Annotated in this window: 16 protein-coding genes; 8 read left to right on the forward strand and 8 right to left on the reverse strand. The window is 65.4% G+C overall.

The window, feature by feature from the left end; genetic code table 11:
• Window positions 1-186: 186 nt before the first annotated feature.
• Window positions 187-918, reverse strand: a complete 732-nt coding sequence (locus OPIT5_18530) for a hypothetical protein (protein ID AHF94516.1) — start codon at window positions 916-918, stop codon at window positions 187-189.
• On the opposite strand from OPIT5_18530, the gene OPIT5_18535 reads away from it, so the two are divergent.
• Window positions 917-1,054, forward strand: a complete 138-nt coding sequence (locus tag OPIT5_18535; protein ID AHF94517.1) for a hypothetical protein — start codon at window positions 917-919, stop codon at window positions 1,052-1,054. The genes OPIT5_18530 and OPIT5_18535 overlap by 2 nt on opposite strands.
• Window positions 1,055-1,268: 214 nt before the next feature.
• Here OPIT5_18535 and OPIT5_18540 read toward each other — a convergent pair whose 3' ends face one another.
• Entirely contained in the window at window positions 1,269-2,483 is a 1,215-nt protein-coding gene (locus OPIT5_18540) for a hypothetical protein (protein AHF94518.1), read from the reverse strand.
• A gap of 397 nt (window positions 2,484-2,880) precedes the next feature.
• On the opposite strand from OPIT5_18540, the gene OPIT5_18545 reads away from it, so the two are divergent.
• From OPIT5_18545 to OPIT5_18570, 6 genes are all read left to right on the forward strand, one after another.
• Window positions 2,881-3,060 carry a hypothetical protein gene (locus OPIT5_18545; GenBank protein AHF94519.1) on the forward strand — a complete coding sequence of 60 codons (180 nt, stop codon included), beginning with the start codon at window positions 2,881-2,883 and terminating at the stop codon, window positions 3,058-3,060.
• Between the two features lie 32 nt (window positions 3,061-3,092).
• The gene (locus OPIT5_18550; GenBank protein AHF91920.1) at window positions 3,093-4,151 is read left to right on the forward strand and encodes a hypothetical protein; all 1,059 of its coding nucleotides are present in this window, start codon (window positions 3,093-3,095) and stop codon (window positions 4,149-4,151) included.
• 155 nt (window positions 4,152-4,306) lie between these two features.
• The gene (locus tag OPIT5_18555) at window positions 4,307-5,287 is read left to right on the forward strand and encodes a dienelactone hydrolase (protein AHF91921.1); all 981 of its coding nucleotides are present in this window, start codon (window positions 4,307-4,309) and stop codon (window positions 5,285-5,287) included.
• A gap of 465 nt (window positions 5,288-5,752) precedes the next feature.
• Complete coding sequence (locus OPIT5_18560) at window positions 5,753-7,003, forward strand: RND transporter (GenBank protein AHF91922.1); 1,251 nt, start codon at window positions 5,753-5,755, stop codon at window positions 7,001-7,003.
• Complete coding sequence (locus OPIT5_18565) at window positions 7,000-10,242, forward strand: acriflavine resistance protein B (GenBank protein AHF91923.1); 3,243 nt, start codon at window positions 7,000-7,002, stop codon at window positions 10,240-10,242. The genes OPIT5_18560 and OPIT5_18565 overlap by 4 nt, the downstream gene beginning before the upstream one ends.
• Window positions 10,215-10,340, forward strand: coding sequence for a hypothetical protein (locus tag OPIT5_18570; protein ID AHF94520.1), 126 nt, complete (start codon window positions 10,215-10,217; stop codon window positions 10,338-10,340). The genes OPIT5_18565 and OPIT5_18570 overlap by 28 nt, the downstream gene beginning before the upstream one ends.
• Before the next feature lie 3 nt (window positions 10,341-10,343).
• Here OPIT5_18570 and OPIT5_18575 read toward each other — a convergent pair whose 3' ends face one another.
• The 6 genes from OPIT5_18575 to OPIT5_18600 all read right to left on the reverse strand — a co-directional run bounded on the left by OPIT5_18575 (window position 10,344) and on the right by OPIT5_18600 (window position 16,609).
• Window positions 10,344-11,501: a glycosyltransferase family 1 gene (locus tag OPIT5_18575; protein ID AHF91924.1), complete on the reverse strand. Its 1,158-nt coding sequence runs from the start codon at window positions 11,499-11,501 to the stop codon at window positions 10,344-10,346.
• Window positions 11,502-11,583: 82 nt separating this feature from the next.
• Complete coding sequence (locus OPIT5_18580) at window positions 11,584-12,396, reverse strand: LuxR family transcriptional regulator (protein ID AHF91925.1); 813 nt, start codon at window positions 12,394-12,396, stop codon at window positions 11,584-11,586.
• A gap of 109 nt (window positions 12,397-12,505) precedes the next feature.
• Window positions 12,506-13,132, reverse strand: coding sequence for a hypothetical protein (locus OPIT5_18585; protein AHF91926.1), 627 nt, complete (start codon window positions 13,130-13,132; stop codon window positions 12,506-12,508).
• A 238-nt stretch (window positions 13,133-13,370) separates the two neighbouring features.
• Entirely contained in the window at window positions 13,371-14,387 is a 1,017-nt protein-coding gene (locus OPIT5_18590; GenBank protein AHF91927.1) for a mammalian cell entry protein, read from the reverse strand.
• 152 nt (window positions 14,388-14,539) lie between these two features.
• On the reverse strand, window positions 14,540-15,397 hold the full coding sequence (locus OPIT5_18595) for a polyamine ABC transporter ATP-binding protein (GenBank protein AHF91928.1): 858 nt from the start codon (window positions 15,395-15,397) through the stop codon (window positions 14,540-14,542).
• Window positions 15,398-15,424: 27 nt separating this feature from the next.
• Entirely contained in the window at window positions 15,425-16,609 is a 1,185-nt protein-coding gene (locus tag OPIT5_18600) for a hypothetical protein (GenBank protein AHF91929.1), read from the reverse strand.
• 91 nt (window positions 16,610-16,700) lie between these two features.
• Here OPIT5_18600 and OPIT5_18605 point away from each other — a divergent pair, with 91 nt between their 5' ends.
• Window positions 16,701-17,402: a haloacid dehalogenase gene (locus tag OPIT5_18605; GenBank protein AHF91930.1), complete on the forward strand. Its 702-nt coding sequence runs from the start codon at window positions 16,701-16,703 to the stop codon at window positions 17,400-17,402.
• Window positions 17,403-17,425: the final 23 nt, after the last annotated feature.

Below are 17,425 nucleotides of genomic sequence, written 5' to 3' on the forward strand. Positions count from 1 at the left end.
AGAGCAAGTCCCAAACCGGCAGCGAGAGCGAGGAGGAATTTTGTTGGTTTCATGCGGTTGCGAGAGAGAATTCCGGGCAGGAAAGCCATCGATGCACAGGAGGAAAGCTTCCATATTGCCCGAATTTCCGACAACGATTGTCGGAAATCCGGACAAAACCTCCGGATGACATTATTTATAGAATAGTTACAAATCCGATTCCGTGTTCTTTTGGTATCCTGCTGCCATTCTGGCCGATCGTTTTCCCCTTTGCCTGCGCGCCCTGCCCGCCAGTAGCGGCTCCAGGCCGATAGCGTAATGGCATTGCTTGCGTACAAAAACCACTCCCATGTCCTGCGCTTTCAGTGCCAGGCTGACGCGGGTCGCCACTCCCAATTTTTTGTAGAGCCGCTCACAATCTTTGCCGTAGGAACTCGGCTCTATCCCCAACAGATCAGCCGCCTGTACGTCCTCGGTCCCCAAGCCGGCCAACCGGAGCACGATCTCTTCGGTGGGAGTCAGGATGATGCCCGATTTTTTTTGCTCCAGCCGGATGGCGTCGAATCCTTCCGCCAGCGAAGGCCCGAGATGCTTCCGGCCGGCCAGGGTCTCATCGATGACATCGGCCAGTTGCGGAATACCGGCTCCATGCTGGTCAAAGATGCCGTCCACCCGGTCACGTAGCTGTGCGCAGGCATTCAGGCAATTCGATCCTCCCACCAGCAGAATACGGCGAATCCGCCCGTTTTCCCGGCATCCGGAAAAGAAAGTGAGCGGATCCTGCTCCAGCAGGAGTCCGGTGACGAGCAGGTCAACCGGCTCCTGCCGCAAATGTTCGTACACTTCGGCCGCCGTGGCACAGAGTTGCACCCGGGCCTGCGGGTGTCGCATCATGATCTCTTCACGCAGGGTGACTGGTGGAATGAAACATAATTTCATGATGATGATAGAGATTCGTGCGATCGAATCGTCTTTGGTTCTTTTTTGCATGGGGATGATCTCCTTTCGGTTTTCGGCGGCTGAGGTTATCCGGAAAACGGCTGGGGGTCAGAAGGCCCGGAGTCGCAAGGTATAGCAAAGGAGATGAATCCAGATTGCAAATGGGTCAAGCCTGTCTAACTGAAAAATTCATGGAGACAGGCAGGACGGCAGGCGAGAGGAACCTGAAAAGCGGATGCGCGACAGAGGCACGAGGCACAGAGGGCAGGCCGCGGAGAAAGCGGGCAAAACGGATTCCGTGTCAGGGAAGCTTTCGGGGACGATTTCTCCCTGCGTCTGTACCTTCGCGGTTACTCCAGAACGACCTCCGGCCAGAGGGAGCGGATGTCGGTCGCCGAGCCGTGGTTGATGCGCAACTCCGCGCCGGGTTGCGCGGCGATCCACTGAAACCAGGCATGATTGACGCCTTCAGTATCCACCCCGGCCAGCCAGACGCGCGAACCGGGTGCGAGGGTAACGCCCTCCGGCGGCAGGTCGCGCGGGTGGAGCAGCCAGGCGCGGCGGCCGGCAAGAGCCGGTGAGGAACAGGCCGAACCGAAAGCCGCAAGGCTGCTTCCGGTTTGAGGTTCAGGGTTCAGAGTTTGGAGGCCGGAGTTGGCAGGCGTAGTCCGGACGGCAAGACGGGCCGGACCTCCATCGGCGAGCATCCAGCGGCGGAGTTCCTGGCCGTAGTTTTCTCCCAATACCTCGGCATCGGGCCAGACCTCGCAAAATGCGGGATGACCGGCGGCAGCAGGGGAGGGGGGGGAGGCATCGCGGCGGGCAAGGAGGACGGTGCCGTCGGGGGCGCGGTCGAGCGTGAGCGGGGAGCGGCGGGCAAGGAACGCGCCGCCGAGCCAGAGGGTGAGGGAAAGAAGCAAGGCGAGAGCGGCGGCAACCAGAGGCCGGAAGACAGAGAACAGAGGCCAGAGAGCAGAGGCCAGAGACCAGAGCCCGGATAACCAGCGACCACGGCAGCCGAAGTCTGTCTTCCGTCCTCTGGCCTCCGGTCTCTGGTCTCTGGCCTCTGCTCTCTGGCCAGCCGCACCGGCAGCCAGGATCGCCAGCGCGCAGAGGCCCGGCACGATCCAGAGTCCGCGGATGATCCACAGGTTGCTGAAAATCATTGCCGCCAGCCAGGCCGCCCAGGCGGCGGTGAGACCGCGCCAGAGCCGGGCCAGGCCAGCCCGGTGGTCGCGGGAGGCCCGGTCGGCCGCACGCAGGCCGAGCAGCAGCGGGAGGAGCGCGGCGGCGAGCAGCAGCGTGAACAGCGGCAGCCCGGCCTCCACCGCCACGGTCAGGTAACTGTTGACCATGCTCAGGTAACCTTCGTCGCGGCCGATCGGCTGCGTCCAGTGCATGAACGACGCGCCCGATTGTCCCCGGCCCCAGCCGCGCAGCGGGCTGGCGGCGACAAGCTCCAGGCCGCCTTTCCAGAGGTCCACGCGATTGAGCGCGGAGCGGTCCTCGCGCGTGTAGGCCGGCGCGAGGCGGCCGGCGAAGGACGACGCGAACAGGCACGTCATGGCAACGGCAATACGGAGGGCGAAGGCCAGCGGAGCGGCGGGCGAGGCGCCCGCTGAACAGAGGCCAGAGGCCAGAGACCAGAGGACAGAAGACAGGCTCCGACTGCCGATTGTCTGGTCTCTGGCTTCTGGCCTCTGGCTTCTTTCCCCAGCGGGCGGGACGCTCGCGCCACGCGGAGAGGCAACGCTTACGGGCAGGGATGCCCGTGTCACGCCGGCGGGCGGGACGCCCGCTCCACTTTCCGGACACGGGCTGGAAGCCCGTGCCACTTTTTCTGCCAATCGGGCAGGATGCCCATGCCACGCCTTCGCGCCACGCCGCCAGCGCCAGGCGACCGACAACAGCCACACCAGCGCCGCGCCGGCCACGGCCATCCAGCCGCCGCGCGAATACGTCTTGGCCAGCGCCCACCAGAGCGCCGCCTCGCCGGCCCCCACCGCGAGGAGCGCCGCCCATCCGGCGGTGATCCATAATCCCTTCCCGCGCGATGACCCCCGCGACTCGAGGGCCTGCGCCAGCCAGCCGGAAATCAGCCACATCAATGGCAAGAGTGTTGCCAAAAAAGCTCCGGCGTGATTGGGAGTCTCCCAACCCAATGCCCAGCGCAGATGTCCCTCGAAATAATAGTCCATGGCAGAAGGCGCGGTCGGACAGCGACCTCTGTACGTGAATCCCGCTACGGCCAGCTTTTTCGTAGCGCCCGCCTGTTCGCGCTGCCTGTTGCGCTCGTCTGTGCCGGTGGCGGCGAGGCCCGCGCCGCCACCGACGAACGCACCGAAGGCGGCATCTACGAGCGCACCGTCAAGCTCGTCGGCACCGATGACCGGGACCTGACGTTTTTCGTCAAGCTGCCGCCCGGCGCCCGCACCGGCGAGGACGTGGGCGGCGTGTTCGCGTTCTGCACCTGGCAATCCGATCCGGAAACGATCCGCGAGGTGCTGCTCGACAAGGCGAAAGACGGCACGACGAGCCGCGTGTCGCGCTTCGCCTTCGAGCGCAACATGGCGGTGGTGAGCTGGACGACCTTTTCGGCCAAGGGCGCCTTCGACCGGTCGCGCAGTTTCGACGAAATGAAGAACAAGGAGATCCGGCAGTTCGACCGCGAGTTCACCCGGATCGCCCGCAAGTGGCGCAGCGGGGTGGACGGATTGATCACCGATTACCGGCTGCCGAAAAACGGCTGGCTGCTCTACGGCATCTCGCGCGGCGGCCAGTGGGCGCACCGCATCGCCCTGCGCGAGCCCGATCTCTTCGCCGCCGTGCACGTGCATATCAACAGTTCCTACGATCAGCCCGTGCCCGAGGCCGCCGGCGTGCGCTGGCTGGTGACGACCGGCGAACTCGAGGCGGGCTATCCTGCCGCGCGGCAGTTTTTCACGGCGGCGCGCAAGCTCGGCTATCCGATGATCTTTCACGCCGAGCCCAAACTCGGCCACGACAACAGCCCGGCCATCGATCGCCTGAGCGGGGCGTTCTTCACGTGGGTGGTGGACAACCTGCGCGCCGCCCGCACCGGCCAGCCCGCGCCCGTCACGGAAACCTTTGCTGGCGATTATCTCACCCACGAATACGTGCCCGCCGCCCGCGCCGAAGAAATCTCCGCCGAACTCCGTGTCCCGCTCCCCTCGCGCCCCGTCGCCGAGGCCTGGGGGCTGCCGGCGGAGTGAGCCGGTCCCGGCAAAAACCCGACCACGGATTGCACGGATAACCACGGATAAATTCCACGGAAGGAGGCCCACGAAACACACGAAAAGACACGAAAAAAATACAAAGAATCCAAGGGTTCGGCCTTCGTGTCTTTTCGTGTGTTTCGTGGGCCTCCATGCAATCCGTGGTCAAAAAAACCATGCGCCCTCTCTTCCCGTTTTTCTCCCTGATTTTTACCCTAGCCGCCGCGCCGTTTCTGCACGCCGGCTCGTGGACCACCACGATCAAACCGAAGCGTGATGACAATTTCAATACGGCTTCCTTTCGCCTCTGGATCGACGACGCGCAGGGATCGGGATCGACCATAAAACCGGTGCGCGGCCTGCTCGTGGTCGCCCCGGGCTGGAATGGCGACGGCGCGCGGCTGGCCGATGACGGACGCTGGCAGGCGCTCGCCCGCGAACTGTCGTTCGGCATCGTGGCCGTCACCTTCAAGAGCGACGACGATACCAGCCGGAAACCGCCCTACCACGCGGCGCACCTCGGCAGCGGCGCCGCGTTCCTGCGCGCGCTGCGCACGCTCGCTTCCGACAGCCGCCATCCCGAGGTCGCCGACGCGCCCTGGCTGGCGTGGGGACACTCCGCGGGCGGGCAACTGGCTTACGGGCTCGCTTGCGTGCGACCCGACCGCACGCTCGCCTTCGCGGCGATCAAGGGCGGTTACTACGAAACGGAATTCGACAAGCGCGCCCGCGCCGTGCCCGGCCTGTGGGTCGTAGGCGAGCGCGACGAGCCATTTCGCGCGCAAGCCATCACGGACCTGTTCGAGGAACATCGCAAGAACGGCGCGCTCTGGTGCGTGGCGTGGGAAAAAAACTCCGGTCACGAGGAGGGCCGCAGCCGGGAGATCGTGCTGCCGTTTTTCCGCGAGGCCGTCGCCCTGCGTCTGCCCGCCACCGGCCGCACGGTGCAACCCGTGACTGTGAGTAAAACCGCCGGCTGGCTCGGCATCCGCGCCAGTTACGCCATCACGCCGGCGGCGAAACCGCCGGTGCCTGTGCCCGCCACCGTCCGCACCGTCTGGCTGCCGGGCGAAGCGTCGGCCAGGGCGTGGGTGAAGCTCGGCGGCGGAGCCGATAACCTCGACGGCAACTGAAGGGAACTTCTAAAAATTGAACAGAAGGCAACGAAGAGAACGAAGAACAACCAAGGACGCTTACTGTTCACTCCTGTTTAAATTTTTTAAAATAAATAACTTATTATTCAGGGTCTTCTTTGTTTTACCTTCGTTTCCTTGGTTTCCTTCTGTTCAAAAATGAATTTTTAGAACTTCCCTGAAGCCATTTGCAGTCGGGATCGGTGCGTTGTGGAGGGGCGGCGTCCCCGCCGCCCGACGGACCGACAGGTCCGCCAGGGCAACCAGGCAAGGCGTGCTGCGCACGTCCGGCGCCGGGGACGGCGCCGCTCCCGGCCCAAGCTCCGTTTGAGGAATTTGCAACGGAGGCGGGACGCGGTTGTTTTTTTTCTGATTGCCGCGCTGCTGTATTGCGCGGGGTGTAGCCTGCGGTAGGGTCTCAGCGTCTTTGCCCTCGTAATGCTGTTTTTTCATCGTTTTTCCCTCATGTCGCGGCCGGTCTGGCTTGTGGCCGGGCTCGCGCTCGCCGCCTCCCTCGCTTCCTGCAAACGCGCCGCGCCCCCGTCGGGCGGCGGGTCCGCCCCCGTCCCCATCCGCGCAGCCAAGGCGGAACGCCGCACCATGCCGGTGACCTATGACGCCGTCGGCATCGCCCAGTCGCTCCGTTCGGTCGCCATCCAGAGCCAGGTCGATGGCGTGATTGAATCCGTTCATTTCCGTGATGGCGACACCGTCGAGACCAACGCCCTCCTCGTCACCCTCGACAAGCGCCCGTTCGTCGCCCGGCTCAAGCTCGCCGAGGCCGGGTTTCGCCAGGCCAAGGTCGAGGCCGAACGCGCCACCAGCGAACTGGCCCGCTACGAAAAACTCGTGGCCGGCGGCCTCGTCTCGCAGGAAACGTACCTGCAATACGCCACGGCCGAGGCCACCGCCCAGGCCGCCGTCGCCGCCAGGCAGGCCGAGCTGGACACCGCCCGCCTCGATCTCGGCTACACCGAAATCCGCGCGCCGTTCACCGGGCGCACCAGCCGCCTCGCCCTGCGCGAGGGCTCGCTCGTCAAGGCCAACGACGCCACCCGCCCGCTGCTCACCATCAACCAGCTCGCGCCGCTCGCGGTGGAGTTTTCCGTGACCGAGAACATCCTCGACTCCGTCCGCTCCGCGCTCGCCGCCGGCACCGTGCCCGTCGAAGGCCGTCTCCAGGACGGCTCCGGCCGCACGGTCCGTGGCCACCTCGACTATTTCGACAACACCGTGGACGCCACCACCGGCACCATCGGCCTGCGCGCCGTCTTCGACAACGAGGACCACGCGCTCTGGCCCGGCGTCTTCGTCCGCGTGACGGTCATCCTCGGCGAGATCCGCGACGCCACCGTCGTCCCGGCCGCCGCCGTCACGGACGGGCAGAACGGCTCCCTCGCTTTTGTCGTGAAAGAGGACAACGGCATCGACATCCGCACGGTCCTCACCGGCCGGCGCGACACCGATCTCGTTGTCGTGACCCGAGGCATCGCACCGGGCGAGACGGTGGTGACCGACGGCCAGATCCGCCTCACGCCGCGTTCCCGCGTGGTGATCCGCAACGATGCTCCCGCCCCCGGGGACCCGGACGGCGACGCGCCGGACCCTGCGCCGGGCGGTTCATCGCCGCCCGCGTCCGCATCCGCCCGCGAGGACGCCGGCAGCACCACGACGATCGTCACACCCGTTCCCGGCGCGGCCGGCGACAACCGATGAATCTCCCCGAGCTCTGCATCCGGCGTCCGGTGATGACGACGCTGCTCACGGTGGCGTTGCTCGTGTTCGGCTTCGTGGCGTACCGCGCCCTGCCCGTCAGCGACATGCCCAATGTCGAGATGCCCACGATCACGATCCGGGCCAATCTCCCCGGCGCCTCTCCGGAGACGATGGCCTCCGCCGTGGCCACGCCCATCGAGGGCCAGCTCGCCACCATCGCGGGCATCGACTCGATGACCTCGGTCAGCACGCTGGGCAGCACGCGCATCACGCTCCAGTTCGCGCTCGACCGCGACATCGACGCCGCCGCCCAGGATGTGCAGACGGCCCTCTCCGCCGCCCAGCGCAATCTGCCCACGGAGATGACGAGCACGCCCTCCTTCCGCAAATCCAACCCCGCCGACACGCCCATCCTCTACATCACACTCAGCTCGCCCACGCTGCCCCTGTCACAGGTCAACGACTACGCGGAAACCACGCTCGCGCCCCGTATTTCGATGATCAGCGGCGTCGCCGACGTGAGTGTGTATGGTTCCCAGAAATACGCCGTGCGCGCCCGCTTCGATCCGCGCCTGCTCGCCGCGCGCGGCATCGGCATCGAGGAGGTGCAGGCCGCCCTCGCCGCGCAAAACGTCAACCAGCCCACCGGCCAGATCGACGGCACGCGCCAGACCTTCACGCTCAAGGCCACCGGCCAGTTGCAGAATGCGAAGGAGTTTGCCGACATCGTGGTGGCCTGGCGCAACGGCACGCCCGTCCGCCTCGGCGAACTGGCCACGGTCATCGACAGCGTGGAAAACACCCGCCAGGCCAGCACCTACTTCGAACAGGACAAGGAGACCGGCGAGATCGACTCGCGCCGCAACATCATGCTCGCCGTGATGAAACAGGCCGGCACCAACACGGTCGAGGTCGTGGACCGCATCCGGGCCGCGCTGCCCGCCTTCCAGGCCGAGTTGCCCGCCTCCGTCAGGCTCGACATCATGCGCGACGGCTCGACCGCCGTGCGCGAATCCGTGCACGACGTGGAGTTCACGCTGCTGCTCTCCATCGCGCTCGTGATCCTGGTGATCTTCCTCTTCCTGCGTTCGGCCGTGGCCACGGTGATCCCGAGCGTGGCCATCCCGCTGGCGCTGCTCGGCACCTTTGTGGTGATGCACTTTTACGGGTTCACGCTGGACAATTTTTCGCTGCTCGCGCTGACGCTCTCGGTCGGCTTCGTGGTGGACGACGCCATCGTGATGCTGGAAAACATCGTCCGCTATGTGGAAAAGGGCATGTCCGTGCGCGACGCCGCGCTCAAGGGCGCGGGGGAGATCGGGTTCACGATCATCTCGATGACGCTGTCGCTCGTGGCCGTGTTTATCCCGCTGATGTTCATGAGCGGCGTGCTCGGCCTGCTGTTGCACGAGTTCGCGATCACGATCACCGCCTCGATCCTCGTCTCCGGGCTCGTGTCCCTCACGCTCACGCCGATGTTGTGCAGCCGGTTTCTGAAACCGAAACCGGCTGCGCCGGTTCAGTTTGGGGTTCAGGGTCTGGAGTCTGGTGTTCAGGCAACACCGCATGTCGGACCAGTTGCGTCGCAACCGGCAACTCCAGACCCTGAACTCCAGACGCCAAACCTCCCTCCGCCGGAGGCGGAGGCGCACGGAAAATTCTACAACGCCTGCGAACGCCTCTTCGACGGCGCGCTGCATCTCTATGAACGCACCCTGAACGTGTGCATGCGTCATCGCCTGGCGACGGTGAGCACCGCGCTCGTTTCGGTGGTGCTCACGGCGCTGGTGTTTTTCCGGCTCCCGCAGGGTTTTATCCCGACCGATGACCAGGGGCTGATCAGCGTGAGCGTGGAGGCGGCGCAAAGCACGTCCATCGACGCGATGCGCACCTACATGGACGAGGCTTCGCGGGTCGTCGCCGCGCACCCCGCGGTCGATGCCGTGCAGTCCACCATCGGCGGCGGGCGCAACACCGGCACCAACAGCGGCAGCATGACCGTGCGCCTCAAGGACCGCTCCGAGCGCGCCTCGGCCTTCGAGGTCGTCCACGACCTGCGCAGGCAGCTCTCGCAGGTCGTCGGCATCCGCGCCTATCCGCAGGTGCCCCCGGCGATCCGCATCGGCGGCATGTCCTCGAAAGCCCAATACCAGGTGGCCATCTCCGGCTCCGACCTCAACGAACTCTACGCTGTCGCCCAGGTGATGGACGAACGTCTCCGCCGCCTGCCCGCGCTGGCCGACTTCAACAGCGATCTCGAAATCACCAGCCCGCAACTGCGCGTGGCCATCCAGCGCGACCACGCGGCCAGGATCGGCATCACGCCCGCGCAGATCGAGACCGCTCTCTACAGTGCGTTCGGCGCGCGCCAGGTGAGCACGATCTACACGGACCGGGCGCAATACTACGTCATCATGGAGGCCGAACCCGCCCTGGCGCGCGATCCCGAATCGCTGCTCGCCGTCCATCTGCGCACGACGAGCGGACGGCTCGTGCCGCTCGATGCCATGGTGCGCATCGAGCGCACGGTGGGCCCGCTCAGCGTCGGCCACCTCGGGCAATCGCCGTCCGTGACCTTTTCGTTCAACCTGCAACCCGGCTACGCGCTCGGCGACGCGACGCGCTCGGTCGAGGAAGTGGCCACCGACGTGCTGCCCCCGTCCGTCAGCTACTCGCTGCTCGGCACGGCGCAGGCTTTCCAGGATTCGCTGGCGGGCATCGGCTGGCTGCTGGTGCTGGCGATCTTCGTGATCTATGTGGTGCTGGGCATCCTGTACGAGGACTTCATCCACCCGCTGACGATTCTTTCCGGCCTGCCGGCGGCGGGTCTCGGCGCGCTGCTCACGCTGTGGATATTTGGCGAGGAGCTGAATATCATGGGCTACGTGGGCCTGGTGCTGCTGATCGGCATCGTGAAAAAGAACGCGATCATGATGATCGATTTCGCGATGGCGGCGGAGCGCGAGCAGGGGGCGGATTTCTCGCCCGAGAAAGCGATTTACCAGGCGTGCGTGGTGCGTTTCCGGCCGATCATGATGACGACGTTTGCCGCGCTGGCGGCGGCGGTTCCGATCGCGATGGGCATGGGCGCGGGCGCCGAATCACGCCGGCCGCTCGGCCTCGCGGTGGTCGGCGGCCTCGTGGTCTCGCAGGTGCTCACGCTCTTCATCACGCCGGTGATCTATCTCTATATGGAGCAGTTCAAGCAGTGGTGGCGCGGGCGCAAGGCGGCGGCGTGATCGCGGCGCGTCTGCTGCTTCCGGTTTTACACAAAGGCCGCAAGGAACGCGAAGGATTGCCGATCCTGATCTTCGCGGTCCTTGCGGCCTTTGTGTAAAAATCAAAAGGCCTTGAGGCGCTGGTAATGCGCCCGCCGCCGGCGCAAGGCGGCCCAGGCGAGCGCGCCGCATCCGAGCAGGGCCGCCCACGTCGCGGGCTCCGGCACGGCCGCCAGGCTGGTGAGCAGCGTGTAGCCGGCGAGGCCCTCGTAGCCGCTGAACGCCGCTGCCCCGGCCTCGTCCGCAAAGTGGCCGAAGGAGAAGTCATCGATGGTGCCGGTCACCCACTCGCCGGTAACGGAGTCACGGATACGAATGTGGCCTCCGTTGATGAGGCGTTCGATGTCGGTGGTCCTGTCGCCGCTGAAGGCGAGAAAGCCTCCGTCGAGGTTCACAAAGTTGTCCGTTCCGGGTGCGGACGAGGAAAAGTAGACAAAGTAAAGATCCCTCTGGATGGAGACCAGTCCTCCGTCTTCGATCGTAAGCGAATTGTGGCTGCCGCCATCACCGATGAGCAGGTTGCCGGCAAGGTCCCAGCGGGAATCACGTCCGGTCACAACCACACGGTTGTGGTTGGCGCCCTGGTAACGGCCAATGTAGGAAAAGTCCGTGGAGGAGGTGGAAACCTGGCCGCCGTTTTCCACGCGCAGCACATTGTGGCTTCCCCGGAGCCCGATCATGAACCGCAGCCGGGCATCGAGGCGGGCTGAAGGACCCGATACGAGCACGTTGTTGTCATTGCCTGTGGCCTGGGAGCCGACAATGAGATCGTATTCGACAATGTTGACATGCGCCCCCTGGTCGACGGTGAGATTGTTCCGGGCTCCCGCCCCCCCGACGTAGAGATCGTAAGCGACTGTCCAGATGGAGCCGCTGCCGGTGATATGGGCGTTGTTGTCGTCGGCCCCCTCGGCCTGGCCGATGTAAACGTAGCCTCCCGATCCCAGGGAAGAACCGTTCCGGACAATGAGCCGGTTCCAGGCAGTGGAGGCGCCGAGCCAGACGTATCCGGCATGATTCACTGTCACGGAGCTGTCCTGGCCGACGAGGTAAAGGGCCGGATCGGTTCCGGTGCCTCCGGCACTCATGCTGGACGGCACCTGGGTATCCACAGCGACAATCCCGGCGTGGAGAGCGGGAACCGCCAGCGCGAGCGGGAGCGCGACGGTAGCGGAGCGAATGCGGGAAAGGATATTCCGGAATCGGGATGTGGTAGTCATACCCGCCGAGGATAGCGGGAAAGGCGGCGAAGGTGTTACCCCACTTCGGAGGGGGAGGGGGGGGAGCGCCGGCGGAGGGAGGTCAGGCCGTTGCCCGCGCGGGGATGTCCACAAACCCGGCCGGCGTGGCGTCTTTCTGCCGCAGTTCCAGGCAGGTGCGCCGCGCCCAGGCGATGGCGGCGTGGCGGTTGCCGACGCCGCTCTTGTCGAAAACGGCAGCCGCGTACTCCTTCACGGTGTAGAGGCTGAGACCGAGAATGCCGCCGATCTCGGCGTTGCTCTTGCCCTGGGCGATCCAGAACAGGGTCTCGGCCTCGCGGGGCGTGAGGCCGGCGCGCACCAGCAGGCGCGGATCGACGATCTCGTCGGGTTGCAGGGCGGCGTGTCCGCAGGCGAGGGCGCGGGCGTTGGCGAGGAGCGGCTGGGCGTGGGTGAGCAGCGTCAGTTCGTCGTCGGAAAAATCGGAGCCGCCGGCGCGTTCGAGTCCGAAAAAAAGAATCTCCCCGGGTCGCGACGGGACGTGCAGCGCGCAGTGGTTGTCGATACCGAGGGGGCGGTAAACCTCGGAATATATGTCGAGGTCGCGAAACTGGCGGCTGCTGAAAAACTGGCTGCGACGAAAGGGGCGGCCGCCGTTGGTGGAGGGGTCGAAGTTGTAGAGCGGATACCGGTCCATGAGCCGGCCGAAGGCGGGGATGGTGTGGCCGAAATCGGGGTGATGCCGGTCGAAGCCGATATCGAGACGACGGGTGCGGCAGTCGAGCACGCCGCAGGCGATGAATTCGCAGGAAACCAGCCGGCGCAGAAAACGGAATCCGCGTTCGATAAAACGGCCGGGAGTCAGGTCGGGGGTGTAGAGATCGCGGCAGGCAAGGCTGAATTGCCCGATGTCCATAAGCATTTCAGCTTCTGTCTATTCCACGCGCTTCTGTTTGCCAGAACTTTTTGTCACCGGGCGGCTTTTGCCGGGAATTGGCGAAAATGGGTCCGGAGGTGGTCCGCCTTTACGGCTTGCCGGGCAGGGTGGCGAGGAGAGCGTCGGCGACCTTGGCGACGGATTCGCTCAGGGCCTGGACCAGCGCGGCCTGGTCGCGGCCGTCCCACGGCGTTTCCGGGGCGGTGAAACCCTGGCGCGAGAGGAGGGCGCCGGTGGCCGGATCACTCGTCTCGATGACGGCGGCGAAGCTGGCGACCATCTTGCCGTCCGGCTTGCGCAGGCCTTCGCAACGCGTCACATGGATCGACACGTCCACGGCGCGGGGGGTGTCGAACGGAAACGGCTCGGGAAGAAGCCGGCTGATCTTGCCGGAGCGAAGGAAGCGGAGCGCGACCTGATGCTGGATGGAGGTGCCGAGCGGTTCCGCCCAGCGGGCATAGGGCTGGTAAACCGTCTCGTTGGGGCCGATCCGGAGCACGATCTCGCGGTTGTCGAGGTAGGGGGCGATCTGCACATGCTTGAGCCCGACCGTGAGCGCGCCGGGTTTGCCGGAGAGCGACGCCGGGAGCTGCTCCGGGACGGCGAGCACGTAGTACCGGGTGGGATCGGGCGGGGCCTTGGGAACGATGGAGCAGCCGGCAACGGCGAACGCGAGGCTGGCGAGGAGCGGGAGGACGCGGAATGTGATTTTCATGAAGAACGGGCGGAAAATTCCTTTTTTAACCACTAATGACACTCATGGATACTCATCCGAACCGGTTTTGTTAATGGCCGGAACAGAAGAGGGACCGCTAAAGGACGCTAACGGACGCTAAAACCAAACAATCCGGAACGGTTTGTGTTTAGCGTCCGTTAGCGTCCTTTAGCGGTTTATTCATGATTTGGAATGAGGGTTCATGAGTGGTTAATTTTCAGGTTTTTTAGATATTCCCTTAATTTTTGAGTTTTAAGTCCGGCGGGCGGCCGCTGATGAGGGCGGTGGGGTTGCGCTCGAGGAAATCGGCGAGGCGGCCGATGGCTTCGGCGGCCTCGCTGAGCCGGGCCAGCGCCTTGCCCGCCTCGGTGCCGACATGCTGCTGGTTGCCCATGAACTGGCGCAACGTGCCGGAGACGGCGGTGAACTCCTTGATGGCGGAGCGGACGTCGGCGAGCGTGGCGGAGACATCCTTGCCGAGCGGCCCGGTCTCGTTGCTGATTTCGCCGAGCAGGGTATCGAGCTTGGCGGAGGCGGCGTTGAGGGAAGCGACGGTCTGGCGCAGTTCGGGGGACTCGGCGAAGGTGCGGATGGAGGTGGCGGTCCGCGTCCATTCCTGGACGAGGGCGGAGGTGTTGGCCTCGTTGAACCGGGTGCGCACGTCGGCGATGAGCAGATGGACCTCCTTGCCGATTTCTCCGAACTTGATGTTGCGCACTTCGCGCAGGATGTCGCTGAGGTTGGCCTGGAATTCCGCGATGGTGGAGGGGATGGCGGGCACTTCGAGATAAGGCGACTTGAGGCCCTCGTGGAGAGCGGGCGGGTAGGCGGCGGGGTCGAAGAAATCGAGCTCCACGTAAAGCATGCCGGTGGCGAGGCCGAGAATGCCGAGCTGGGCGCGGAGGCCATCGTTGACGAGCTGCTCGAACTTTTCCCGGGCGCTGATGTCGAGCTCGGTGCCGCGAGCGGAGGCGACCTTGTCGCGGTTCATTTCGCACGTGACGGCCACGTACGACTGGTAGCCGCCGGGGGAGTGCCGGATCTGGACGTCCGCCACGCGGCCGACGCGCATGCCGCGGATCTTGACCGGGGAGCCGACATCGAGACCCTGGATCGACTCGTCGAAATAGACGATGAACCGCTCCGGCTTGCGAAAGAAGCTGAAGCCGCCGAACGAGAGGAGCGCAATGATGCCAAGCGCGATCGCGCCGAGGACAAAGAAGCCGATGATGGCGGGACTGACCTTGGTTTTCATGAGAATATCGGATTCGGGACAGCAGATTGACCACAGAGGCACAAAGGCACAAAGTCCAATCCGGGGGAGATGTAAGTAAATTTCGGATACGATTTCATGTCATGAGGGCGGCTTTCTCCGGTCTGGTTCTTCGTGTCTTTGTGTCTCTGTGGTTAATCTGTTTGTGCTTCGCCGCGGGTGAGGAACTCGCGGACGTGCGGGTCGGGGCTTTCGCGGGCGAGGAGGCGCGGGTCGCCGTCGGCGACGATGCCTTGCGTCTCCTTCGCGAGCATGATGATGCGCTCGCCGATGCTCATGATGGAGGCGAGCTCGTGCGAGATGATCACGCAGGTGGTGCCGAGCGTGTCGCGGATGTTGACGATGAGGTCGTCGAGGTTGCGCGAGGTGATGGGATCGAGGCCGGCGGAGGGTTCGTCGAAAAACACGATGGCAGGATCGAGTGCGAGGGCGCGGGCGAGGCCGGCGCGTTTTTTCATGCCGCCGCTGATCTCGGCGGGGTAGTAGTCCTCGTAGCCGGTGAGGCCGACCTGCGAGAGTTTCCAGGTGGAGAGCGCGTGGCGTTCGCGGGCGTCGAGATCGGTGTATTCCTCCAGCGGGAGGCTGACGTTTTGCCGGAGGGTGAGGGAGCTCCAGAGCGCGCCGCTCTGGTAGAGGACGCCGAAGGTGCGGAGCAGTTCACGCTGGTGGTGCTCGTCGGCGCGGGCGAACGATTCGCCGAAGAAAAACACGTCGCCGGCCTGGGGCGGGTTGAGGCCCACGAGGTGGCGCAGGAGCGTGCTCTTGCCGCAGCCGGAACTGCCGCCGATGAAGACGATCTCGCCGGAAGCCACGGTGAAGTTGATGTTTTTGAGGATGGGCCGGTCGCCGTAGCCGCAGTCCAGGCCGCGGGCCTCGATGGCGGGCGGCGCTCCGGCGACGGCCCCCGGGCGCTGCAAGCGGGCGTCCGGCGATGACCGGCTGTCGCTGGCGTCCGGTACCGGTGTCGGGTTGCTGGCTGGCGTGGTGCTCATGGCGGGTGTGACGTTGTCCGTTGCGGGTTACCAGCCGAGGGCGTTGAAGAGGACGGCGAAGATGGCGTCGGCGACGATGATGAGCAGCATGCCGATGACGACGGCGGAGGTGGCGGCGCGGCCCACGCCGGCGGCGCTGCGGTCGGCGTTCATGCCGCGGTGGCAGCCGGAAAGCCCGATGAGGATGCCGAAGCAGGAGGCCTTGATCAGGCCGGTGCTGATGTCGGAGAGATCGAGAGCGGTGACGGTCTCGTTCCAGTACGCGACGGGCGGGATGTCGAGGACCGCCAGGGCCACGCCCATGCCGCCGACGATGCCGAGGGCGTTGGCATAGAGGGCGAGGAGCGGCATCATGGCCGCGAGGGCGACGAGGCGCGGAAGCACGAGAAAATCGACGGGGCGGATGCCGAAGGTGCTGAGGGCGTCGATTTCCTCGCCCGCCTTCATGTTGCCGATGGTGGCGGCGAAGGCGGCGCCGGTGCGGCCGGCGAGGATGACGCCGGTCATCATCGCGCCCATTTCGCGGGCCATGATGAGAGCCACGGCATCGGCCACATAGATGTCGGCTCCGAACTGCCGCATGAGCACGGCGGACTGGTATGCCATGATGACGCCGACGAGAAAACTGATGAGCCCGACGATGGGCAGGGCCATCGCGCCGCACTGCTGCATTTCGTCAAAACAGTCGCCCCAGCGGAATTTTTTTGGCCGGCGGGCGAGGCGTGCGAAACTGAGGATGCACTCGCCGAGGAAGGTGGAGATGCCGGAGGTCTTCTGGAAGGTGTCGATGGTGGCGAGGCCGATCGAGGTGAGGAAGTGGTCGCGGCGGTCGCGGGCGGGCCTGGCCTGGGTCGCGGTGGCCAGTTGGCCGGCCAGGTCGATGGCCGCGGCGGGGAGGGCGGAGATGTCGCACTCGATCTTGCGGCGTTCGCACCAGCACCGGATTTCGTGGGCAAAAAGGAGGAGGGCGCTGTCGAGGCGCTCGAGGTCGTCGGCGAGTTCCACCTTCACGCGTTGCGGCGGAGGGCTGGCGGAGCAGGCGCAGGCAAAAACGGTTTCGAGGTCGGGCCGGGGGGCGGTTACACGCCAGCGGCCGCCGAGTTGCACACGCAACAAGTCACCATCGAGCCGGGCTTCGGCGCGGGCGCAGGCCGGATGCGCAGCGACGGTGGAGGCGGAATCTTTCGCAGTAATAGTAGCGGACTCGGCCATGATGTTGGCGGCGAAGGTTGTCGGTCCACGGGGCAGAGCAAAGCAAAAAATGCCTGGTCGGTGGCGGCTGCGCCTGCGTAAGATGCTGCGCATGCGCTTCCGTACTGTTCTCTTTGATCTCGATGGCACGCTGATCGACCACCTGCCGGCGATCCACCGCGCCTACTCGCATACCCTCCCCCTGCTCGGCCTGCCGGCACCGACGCTGGCGCAGGTCCGGCGCGCCATCGGCGGCGGGCTCGAAAACGCCATGCGCAACTTCGTGCCGGAGGACCGGCTGGCGGAGGGGCTGGCCATCTACCGCCCGTTCTGGGACCGCACGATGCTGGAAGGCGCGAATGTGTTGCCGGGCGGACGGGAGTTGCTGGAGGCGCTGACGGCGCGCGGCGTCACTTGCGCCGTGTTTACCAACAAGCATGGCCCGTCGGCACGGGCCATTTGCGAGCATCTCGGGCTGTCGCCGTTCCTGCGGTTCATCATCGGCGCGACGGACACACCCTGGCTGAAACCGCAGCCGGAGCTTGCGGCGTATACGCTGGAGCAGTTGCGCAAGCTCGGCGTGCCGGCGGCCGACACCGAACCGTCGGTGGTGTGCCTGGTCGGCGATTCTCCCTGGGACGTGGAGGCCGCGCGCGCGGCCGGTTTCGCGAGCTTTGTGGTGACCACCGGCACGCATTCGGCGGAGGAGTTGCGCGCGGCAGGGCCGGACGGCGTTTTCGACGGACTGGAGGCTGTCGGCCGCGGAGCGCTCGGGGTGGCGGCATCGGAGGAAACAGCCACCGCCGGTTTGTAGATGGCTGGAAAAAGGCACAGTTA

Source organism: Opitutaceae bacterium TAV5, assembly GCA_000242935.3.
Taxonomy (GTDB): domain Bacteria; phylum Verrucomicrobiota; class Verrucomicrobiia; order Opitutales; family Opitutaceae; genus Geminisphaera.